Raw genomic sequence first — 9135 nt, 5'->3', positions numbered from 1 at the left:
AGCTCGCGCAGGGCGTCGACGTCGTGCTGTTGGACCGACGACGCGTCCCGAGCCACCTGGCCTGCGAAGTTGTAGACAGCACGGTCCACCTGGTCGAGACCGTCACCACTCGGGTCTTCAGCGAGGGCGATCACCGTGGCCTCGTCCCCACACTCATCCCGCAGGAACTTCGAGTGCGCGGCGGTGCAGTACGTGGAGTGCAGCGCCCGGGCAGCGCCGATGGTGGCGATCTCGAAACGGCGGCGGTCCATTCCGTCACGCACGGTCTTGTTCAGCAGACTCCACGCTCTGGCTACCTCCGGACGAGTCGAGAAGGCCTCAGCGAAGTTCGGAAGGAAACCCCAGGCACTCTTCTGCTGCTGGTAGAACTCCGCCAGCGGGCCGGCAGCGGACTCCTCGGGGACGGTGTCGATGAACATGCCCCAATCCTGCGCCTACCCACGGTGTCCCGCCATGGCCCGCGCGCGGCAGGTTCTCAACGGGACCACCTGGACAGCTGTGGGGCGAGGCATGATCTGGTGGAGCATGGTGTTACCTCACAAGGCGACCCAAGGGTGGGTACGACGGACGCTGGTTGCGCTTGCTGCGGTCGGGGGTGCCGCCACGTTGGTGGCGCGCTACCGATCGTGGCACCTGACGTGGGGTGCGACCCATGACGAGGTTTCCGGCCCGATGCCGGGCGACGACCTCCTGGACGGAGCGGGGTTCGTTGCCACGAGAGCGATCTCGATCGCCGCGCCCCCAGACAGGGTGTGGCCCTGGATCGTGCAGGTCGGCTACGGACGTGCCGGCTTCTACTCCTATGACCTCCTGGACAACCTCGGCCGACCCAGCACCAGAGAGGTCCTCGAGGAGTTCCAAACCCCGTCGGTCGGGGACCTGGCGGCGCCGATGGCCGCCACCGCTGACGACCGAACGGCGTTTCGGGTCGTGAGTCTTGACGAGCCTCGCTCACTGGTGTGGAGCAAACCGGACTCGACCTGGGCGTGGCGACTGACAGCTGACGAAGCGGGCGGCACCCGTCTCGTCACCCGCTTGAAGGCACGCTACGACTCGGGGCCGCTGCTGCCCCTGACGGTGCTGCTCATGGAAGTCGGAGACTTCCCCATGATGCGCCGCATGCTGCTGGGGATTGCCGAGCGGGCCGAGCGGACGGCGTGAGGGCTCCTCTCCGGACCGGTGGTGGGTCGGTCGTCGGTGGTTCAAGAAGGGCCGCATCACTGCGCCGCGGACCGCGCTGGGACGTGACCGGCGGTGCGGGCGTGCTCCCCGAGCGGCTCGGTTCGAGTCAGCGGGACCCGGCCAGGTGGACGCTGGCCCGTGTCGGGGAGGTATCGGAGTCGACGACGTGCTGCCAGACCGCGAGGGCATCGCCGTGGCCCATCGCCACCTTGGGGTAGTACAGCCGCGCGTTCGGGAGGGTGATGTTCGCGACGGCGCCCCAGGTCCCCCGACGGTTCATCAGCCGGGCACGCAGCCCAGCCCCGGGCTCTCCGAACCATCCGCGCTCTGCCCAGATGGCGACTGCGCGGCCCGACGGATCTACGTCGGCGTCCCAGACGTAGGTGCCGATCTCGCGTGTCACGACGACCTGGTGCGCCCAGTCGCCGCCCGCCTGGTGCCTGGCCGCGCGCAAGGAGCGGTCTCGGTGGATCCAGAAGGCCGTCACGCTTCCGTCCGACGCCGCCTTGACCTGGGGCGGTGACTCGTGGACGGCGCCCGCTCGAGGATCCAGTGCGACCGGGGCCTCCCACCGGTGGCCCACCCGGCCGCGGGCGGCCAGGAGCTGCCAGTCGCCGTCCGCGGACTGGCCACGCCAGACCACTGTGGTCGTCCCCGCACCGTCGACCGCCACCGAGCCCATGCCAACGTAGAAGGTGACGTCGGGGATCCTGACCAGCACCCTGGCGGGCCCCCACTCACCCGACGGCCTCTGCCGCACCACCGTCACGATCTCGGTCACACTCGGGTCCTTGCCTTCGAAGCGGTTCATCACCACTGCGGCGTGGCCGTCGTCGCCCAGCGCCAGCTCGAACATGGCGACCTCCCCGAGCCGCGCGACGGCGCCCCAGACGCCGGCGGAGCTCTGGGCGATCAGCAACCGAAAGCCCACCCCTTCCCTGCGCCACACCCAACCGACGGCAGCGTCTCCGTGGATGTTCACGGTCAGCTGCAGCTCGGAGAACCAGCCGACCCGGCGTACCGCCACCACCTCAGGGGTGCTCCAGCCGCCGCCCGGAAGCTCATGACTGGTCAGCACGCGCCTCGCCGTGCCGCGACGCTCGAGCCACGCGACGCTCAGCAGACTGTCCCCGTCGTACGCCGCCCTCAGCTCCCGCGCTTTCTGGGTGCCAGGCACCGCGGTCGGCGTTCCCCACGCGCCCCCGGACGGACGCTCGCGCAGCACGACGCCAGCGGCCCGAGGAATCACGACCGCCATGTCGCCGTTGGGCGCGACATCGACGTCCCCCACGACGACGCGTGCCAGCTTGACGGGGCGGTCCCAGCCGCCGGTGGCGCTCACACCGACGTCGGACGATGCCGTCGTCGCGCCGACCGCGCCTGCGCACACGACGCTGAGGGTGATCAGGAGGCGAGAGAGTCGGGTGAACATGACCTGCTCCGTCCGAGCCCGGATCCCATCAACCGAGCCGGCGACGCCGCGGGCTCCCACCGACATCATCGCTCGCGGACACCGCTGACCCAACACCCCACCGCGGGCCAAGCGCGAAGCTCACCGGCGGGATCATCGGCGAGGCACGGCGTCCCTTCTCCCGACCATGGCCATCAGCCGCAACCCTGGTGGCCGCTATCATCGGTTCCTGACATCGGAAGGCGAGTCCGAGGGGGCTGCTCACCTCGATGACCGACGTGGTCGGCGGCCGCAGGCGGCGGGTGTACCGCGCCACCGAAGCCGGCTTGTCCGCCCTCGCCGATGCGCGGCGCGCGGTCGCCGAGCTCGCCCACGAGGTCCTGCCCGGCCACACCGGCGAGGAGCCTTCGTGACCTCCAGCGGGCCGAGCCTCGCGCGCCGCCTCGGCACCGGCGACGCAGTCGTGCTCGGTCTCGGGTCGATGCTCGGTGCGGGTGTGTTCGCCGCCTTCGCCCCCGCCGCCGAGGCCGCCGGGGCGGGGCTGCTGATCGGGCTCGCGATCGCCGCCGTGGTCGCCTACTGCAACGCGACGGCCTCGGCTCAGCTTGCCGCGCAGTACCCGACCTCCGGCGGCACCTACGTCTACGGGCGTGAGCGCCTGGGCGAGTGGTGGGGGTTCCTGGCCGGGTGGGGGTTCGTCGTCGGCAAGACCGCCAGCTGCGCCGCGATGGCGCTCACCTTCGCCGCGTACGCCGCGCCGGAGGGGTGGCAGCGCCCGGCCGCGGTGGCAGCCGTCGTGGGACTGGCGGCGGTCAACTACCGGGGGGTCACCCGGACCGCCCGGCTGACCCGCATCATCGTCACCGTGGTGCTGGTCGCGCTCACCGTGGTGGTGGCGGCGGGCTTCCTCGGCGCGGACGGCGACCCCGGCCGGGCAGCGACCTTCGTCGACCCCGACACGGGCTGGTACGGCCTGCTGCAGTCGGCCGGGCTGCTGTTCTTCGCGTTCGCCGGGTACGCCCGTATCGCCACCATGGGTGAGGAGGTCCGCGATCCCGCGCGGACCATCCCGCGCGCCATCCAGCTCGCACTGGCCGTGGCCGTGACCGTGTACGCCGTCGTCGCCGTCACCCTCCTCAGCGTGCTCGGCCCGGAGGGAGTCGCCTCGACCACCGCCCCGTTGGCCGCCGCTGCCGAGGCGAGCACGTGGGGCTGGGCCCCTGCGGTCGTCCGTATCGGTGGCGCCGCCGCCTCCCTCGGCGCACTGCTGGCCCTCATCGCCGGAATCGGACGCACCAGCCTCGCCATGGCCCGCGAGCACGACCTTCCCGGCTGGCTCGCCGCCGTCCATCCGCGCTACCGCGTGCCCCACCACGCCGAGGTCGCGCTCGCCGTCGTCGTCTGCCTTCTCGTGCTGACCGTCGACCTCCGCGGCGCGATCGGCTTCTCCTCCTTCGGCGTCCTGCTCTACTACCTCGTCGCGAACCTGTCCGCGTTCACCCAGGACTCCGGTCACCGCAGGTTCCCCCGTGTCCTCCAGGTCCTCGGGGCGGCAGGCTGCGTCGTCCTGGTGGCGACGCTGCCGCTGACCTCGGTCGTGGCGGGGCTGGGCGTGTTCGCCCTCGGGGTCCTCTACCGTCTGGCGCGTCTCCGCCTGCCCCGGCACGCAGGCTGAATGCTCCGGTCTCGGTGGCCGCACGCTCGTCGAGTGGGCCGCATGCCTGGCCTCGAGCCCTCCCCGAACGTCACCCGCCTTCGGGAGCCTGCCTACCGGCGTGCCCGGCGAGCACGGGCGAGTCACGTACGCCGCAGTCGCCGCCCCACCAGTGCCGCCCGTGCAGCGTTGCTCCCCGCGGCGCCGTGGACCCCGCCGCCCGGGTGCGCCGACGACGAGGCGAGATAGAGCCCGCGGATCGGCGTCTCGGCGCGACCCGTCCCGGGGATCGGGCGCAAGAAGAGCTGCTGGTGGAGCTGGGCGGTGCCGCCGTTGACCGCGCCACCCACGAGGTTCGCGTTGCGTGCCTCCAGCTCGTGCGGACCCAGGATCCGCCGGGCCACGATGCGGCTGGAGAAGCCGGGTGCGAGGCGCTCGACCCGGGCCTGCATCCGGTCCGCCATGCGTTCGAGGTCGGCGTGGTCCCAGGACCCCAGGATGCCCTCCGGCCCTGCGTCGCCCACCGTTTCCTGAGGGACGTGCGTGTAGGCCCAGGCCGACTCCGTGCCCGGTGAGGACCGGGTCGGGTCGGTCGTCGTCATCTGCCCGAACAGCAGGAACGGATGGGAAGGGACGACCCCCGCCTGGATCTGCACCGCCGTCTGGGACATCTCGGTGACCGAGTCCGCGATGTGCACCGTGCCCGGGGCGTGTGGGGGCTGCCTGGCCCACGGGACCGGGCCGCAGAGCGCCCAGTCGACCTTCACCGTCGACGGGTCGAGGCGGAAGTGCTGGATCCTTCGACGGGTACGCCGCGGCAGCCGGTCCGCCGGCACGAGGGCGCCGTACAGCCGGGACGCGATCACGTCCGCGAGGACTGCTCGCGCGCGGATGGGCTCCCCGTCGGCCAGGCGCACGCCGACCGCCCTGCCGTCGACGACCACGACCTCGCGGACCTCGGCGGAGTAGCGGACAGTGGCGCCGCCCGACTCCGCACGCTGCACCAGCGCGTCCGTCAGCCTCCCGGCACCGCCCTCGGGAACCGGCCAGCCGACCTGCTGGCCCATCATCGTGAGGACCAGCCCCATCAGCCCCGACCCCGGCGCGTCGAGCGGGATGTCGGCATGGCTCGCCGACCCCGCCACCAGGAGCCGCGGGGCCGGCCCGGTGAATCGGTCGTTCACGAGATCGAGCGCGGGGAGCAGCAGCGAGCGCACCACGTCGAGCCCACCGGGTGCGGCCACCCGGCGCAGCAGCCCGGCCCCGGCGCGGACCGGCGGGAACGGCGAGAGCAGGGCGCCGACCAGCTGCTCGCCCACCTGGTTCCAGAGCTCGCACAGGGCGAGCCACGCCTCCCCGTCGCTGGGCTGCAGCTGCTCGAGCAGCGTCGCGGTCACGTCACGGTCGCGATGCACCAGGGCCCACTCTCCCGAGACCGGCTCCAGGTGGCCGAGCACCGCGGGCGCGTGCCGCCAGGCCAGTCCGAAGCGGTCGAGCCCCAGGCCCTGGACCACGGGCGAGACGGCCGCCAACGGGTAGAACGAGCTCATCGTGTCGTGGACGAAGTCCGAATGCACCTCGCGGTCACTGCGCACCGCCCCGCCGGGAGTCGCCTGGGCTTCGAGCACCAGGACGGACCAGCCTGCGTCGACCAGCAGGTTGGCGGCCACCAGCCCGTTGGGCCCCGCCCCGATGACGATCGCGTCCCAGGGCGCCCGGTCACGCATGACCGCTCGGTGGCCGGGCCCCTCGGCGCTCCGCCACGAAGGCCAGCCTGCGCAGGGTTTCCACGTTGCGCCAGCCTAGTGCGAGGTCGCGCAGCACCCGTGGGAGAAGCCGGGCCGGGCCGCTGACCGCGTCCTCCTCGATCACCACGCGGGTGTCGGACCCGTTCGGCGCGAGCCGGATGGTGACCCGGGCGGTACCCGTGGGTCGGGCCTTGGCAGACAGCGTGAGGGAGCGTCCGGGCGTGGCCGCGGCCACCTCTGTCACGTCGTCGACCAGGAGCGGCCAGGCGCCGACCGAGTGGTGCAGCCGGGCACCTACCTGCGGCCAGTGGTCGTCGACCTCGCGCATCCGGGATGCTCCGACCACCCAGAGGGGATAGAGCCATCCGTCGGCCAGCACGTCCCACACGTCGACGGACCTGGCGTGCACCGTTCGCTCGTTGATCGCCATGACAAGGGAGTACCCCGCCGTCAGGGCTTGCACTCGGCCTTCACCCTGGCGTCCTGCCCGTCGCGGTAGTCCGGCGGTGCGGCATCATGCATGCCGAGCGGCGGACCCACCCCGCCAAGGACCTGGATCGCGGTCCGCCCCTAGGCTGGCCGTCGTGACCGAGCCAGCGGGTGTCGCCCGGGACCGGCAGGGGCTGATCCTCGATGCGGTGCTGCGCCTGCTCGGGGAGCACGGGATCGCCGGTGTCAGCATCCGCTCGGTGGCGCGGGAGGCGGGCGTGGCCCACGGGCTGGTCGGCTACTACTACGTGGACAAGGTCGGTCTGATCGCCGCGGCCCTGCGGCGGATCGAGGAGCAGGACGTCGCCATGGTGGTGCCGGACCCCGCGACGCCACCGGTGGACCGGGTGCGCGCGGCGCTGCGGCGGGTGGCGGACGAGGAGTTCCTGACCACGGCGTACCTGAGCCTCCGGCTCCAGCTGTGGTCGCTGGCCAATGCCGGCGAGGAGTTCGAGCAGATCAACATCGAGGCGCAGCAGCGCTACCGGAAGGGCCTGGCCGAGCTCATCCGGGCGGCGCGGCCCGACCTGCCGAGGTCGGAGTGCAACCGGCGGGCGGCCGACATCAGCGTCGTGCAGAACGGCCTGTGGCTGACCGCGCTCCTGGGGCTGGACCGCTCCTCGATCCGCAGGGCGGTCGCACGGTGTGAGGAGATCGCGCTGTCCTGACGAGGTCCTGGACGCTCGTGCAGCAGACTCTTGAACGATCGTCCAAATTGCGTCTAGGCTCGCGCCCATGACTCTGCTCACCCAGGCCGACCTCGAGCGCGTCTCCGCCGGGTTCGACGCCGACCCGGGCCGGTCGATGTCGCTGCGTTCGGAGGCCTACACCGGCCGGCAGTGGGCCGAGGCCGACCTCCGGGCGGTCTTCGCCCGGACCTGGCAGTGGGTCTGCCACGTCGAGAAGCTGGCCGACCCGGGGTGCTACGTGTCCGCCACGGTGGCCGGGATGCCGGTCGTGGTGGTCTGCGACCGGTCCGGTGAGCTGCGCGCGTTCTACAACGTCTGCAAGCACCGGGCCCACGAGCTGGTGAGCGGCTCCGGGACGACGCGCAACCTGGTCTGCCCGTACCACGCCTGGACCTACGACCTCACCGGCCACCTGCGGGCGGCCCGCCGCGCCGACCGGATGGAGGGCTTCGAGACGTCTGCGATCTGCCTGGACCCGATCCAGGTGGAGGTGTTCGGCGGGTTCGTGTACGTCAACCTCGACCCAGCGGCGACCCCGCTCGCGGAGCAGGCGGGCGACCTCGCCGAGGAGATCCGACGGTGGGCCCCCGACGTGGCCGAGCTCACCCTGGCCAGGCGGATGACCTACACGATCCGGTCGAACTGGAAGAACGTCGTGGACAACTTCCTGGAGTGCTACCACTGCCACATCGCGCACCCGGAGTTCGTCGACCTGGTCGAGATGAGCACCTACGAGGTCAAGACGCACGGCATCTGGTCCAGCCACTTCGCCGAGGCCGGCACGCACGCCAACGCCGCGTACGACGTCTCCGGGGCGACCGTGCGGGAGCACGCCGTGTGGTGGCTGTGGCCGAACACCTGTCTGCTGCGCTACCCCGGCAGGGGCAACTTCATGGTCCTGCAGATCCTGCCCGACGGTCCCGACCGGACCCTGGAGACCTGGGACTTCTACCTCGAGACCGCCGAGCCCACCGAGGCGGAGACCGAGGCCGTCCGGTTCGTCGACGAGGTGCTGCAGGTGCAAGACATCGCCATCGTCGAGAGCGTCCAGCGCGGCATGAGCACCCCGGCGTACGACCAGGGCCGCATCGTCTACGACCCTGCCGGCGGACCGCTGTCCGAGCACGGCGTCCACCACTTCCACGGGCTGGTGCTCGACGCCTACCGCTCGCTCGTCGACGGCTGCTGAGGAGGCCCCGTGTCGAAACCGGTCATCATCACCTGCGCGCCCACCGGGGGAGTGCACACCCCGACGATGTCGCCGCACCTGCCCGTGACGCCCGACGAGATCGCGCGGGCGTCGATCGAGGCCGCGGCGGCGGGCGCCGCGATCATCCACCTGCACGCGCGCAACCCGGAGACCGGGCAGCCCGACCCGCGGCCGGAGCTCTTCGGGGAGTTCATGGCCACGATCGCTGCCCACTCCGACGCGGTCATGAACGTGTCGACCGGCGGTGGGCTCGGGATGAGCCGCGAGGAGCGGCTGCGCGCGGCCGTCGCCACCTCTCCCGAGATGGCCTCGCTGAACGTCGGGTCGCTCAACTTCGGGATCTTCCCGATGGCGGCGAAGTACACCGAGTGGAAGCACGACTGGGAGCCGGCGTTCCTGGAGATGACCCGGGACTTCGTCTTCAAGAACACCTTCGCCGACCTCGAGTACGTCGTGAAGGAGCTCGGTCAGGGCCACGGGACCAGGTTCGAGTTCGAGTGCTACGACCTGGGGCACCTCTACAATCTCGCCTGGCTCATCGACCAGGGCTGGCTCGAGCCGCCGTACTTCGTGCAGATGGTCTTCGGCATCCTCGGCGGCGTCGGAGCCGACCTGGACAACCTGGTCCACATGCACACCGTTGCCGACCGGCTCTTCGGCGACAGCTACGAGTGGTCGGTGCTCGCCGCCGGCAGGCACCAGATGTCCTTCGCCACCCAGGCGGCGATGCTCGGCGGCAACCTGCGGGTCGG

Annotated in this window: 10 protein-coding genes; 6 read left to right on the top strand and 4 right to left on the bottom strand. The window is 71.7% G+C overall.

Annotated features, from left to right (window positions below):
• The coding region (locus tag PLP61_RS05230; RefSeq protein WP_324501059.1) for a carboxymuconolactone decarboxylase family protein at nt 1-419 on the bottom strand (419 nt) is incomplete at its 3' end.
• Nucleotides 420-510: 91 nt separating this feature from the next.
• Here PLP61_RS05230 and PLP61_RS05225 point away from each other — a divergent pair.
• Nucleotides 511-1161, top strand: coding sequence for a hypothetical protein (locus PLP61_RS05225; RefSeq protein ID WP_324501058.1), 651 nt, complete (start codon nt 511-513; stop codon nt 1159-1161).
• Nucleotides 1162-1288: 127 nt separating this feature from the next.
• Here PLP61_RS05225 and PLP61_RS05220 read toward each other — a convergent pair whose 3' ends face one another.
• The gene (locus PLP61_RS05220; protein ID WP_324501056.1) at nt 1289-2614 is read right to left on the bottom strand and encodes a hypothetical protein; all 1326 of its coding nucleotides are present in this window, start codon (nt 2612-2614) and stop codon (nt 1289-1291) included.
• A 248-nt stretch (nt 2615-2862) separates the two neighbouring features.
• Between PLP61_RS05220 and PLP61_RS05215 the strand changes: the two genes are divergently transcribed.
• Nucleotides 2863-3006, top strand: a complete 144-nt coding sequence (locus tag PLP61_RS05215) for a hypothetical protein (RefSeq protein WP_324501054.1) — start codon at nt 2863-2865, stop codon at nt 3004-3006.
• Nucleotides 3003-4268, top strand: coding sequence for an APC family permease (locus PLP61_RS05210; protein WP_324501051.1), 1266 nt, complete (start codon nt 3003-3005; stop codon nt 4266-4268). The genes PLP61_RS05215 and PLP61_RS05210 overlap by 4 nt, the downstream gene beginning before the upstream one ends.
• 122 nt (nt 4269-4390) lie before the next feature.
• Here PLP61_RS05210 and PLP61_RS05205 read toward each other — a convergent pair whose 3' ends face one another.
• On the bottom strand, nt 4391-5974 hold the full coding sequence (locus tag PLP61_RS05205; protein WP_324501049.1) for a phytoene desaturase family protein: 1584 nt from the start codon (nt 5972-5974) through the stop codon (nt 4391-4393).
• Nucleotides 5967-6425, bottom strand: coding sequence for an SRPBCC family protein (locus PLP61_RS05200; protein WP_324501047.1), 459 nt, complete (start codon nt 6423-6425; stop codon nt 5967-5969). Before PLP61_RS05200 ends, PLP61_RS05205 begins: the two co-directional genes overlap by 8 nt.
• Nucleotides 6426-6579: 154 nt before the next feature.
• Between PLP61_RS05200 and PLP61_RS05195 the strand changes: the two genes are divergently transcribed.
• From PLP61_RS05195 to PLP61_RS05185, 3 genes are all read left to right on the top strand, one after another.
• Nucleotides 6580-7152 (top strand): TetR/AcrR family transcriptional regulator, encoded by a 573-nt coding sequence (locus PLP61_RS05195; protein ID WP_324501045.1) that lies wholly within the window; start codon nt 6580-6582, stop codon nt 7150-7152.
• A 67-nt stretch (nt 7153-7219) separates the two neighbouring features.
• Nucleotides 7220-8362 (top strand): aromatic ring-hydroxylating oxygenase subunit alpha, encoded by a 1143-nt coding sequence (locus PLP61_RS05190; RefSeq protein ID WP_324501043.1) that lies wholly within the window; start codon nt 7220-7222, stop codon nt 8360-8362.
• Between the two features lie 9 nt (nt 8363-8371).
• On the top strand, nt 8372-9135 hold a 764-nt coding region (locus PLP61_RS05185; RefSeq protein ID WP_324501041.1), incomplete at its 3' end, for a beta-keto acid cleavage family enzyme.

Origin of the sequence: Nocardioides sp. (genome assembly GCF_035429765.1) — a bacterium.
Classification (GTDB): Bacteria; Actinomycetota; Actinomycetes; order Propionibacteriales; family Nocardioidaceae; genus Nocardioides.
The sequence above is the reverse complement of the archived record's forward strand: the minus strand, read 5'-3'. Positions and strand labels throughout refer to the sequence as shown.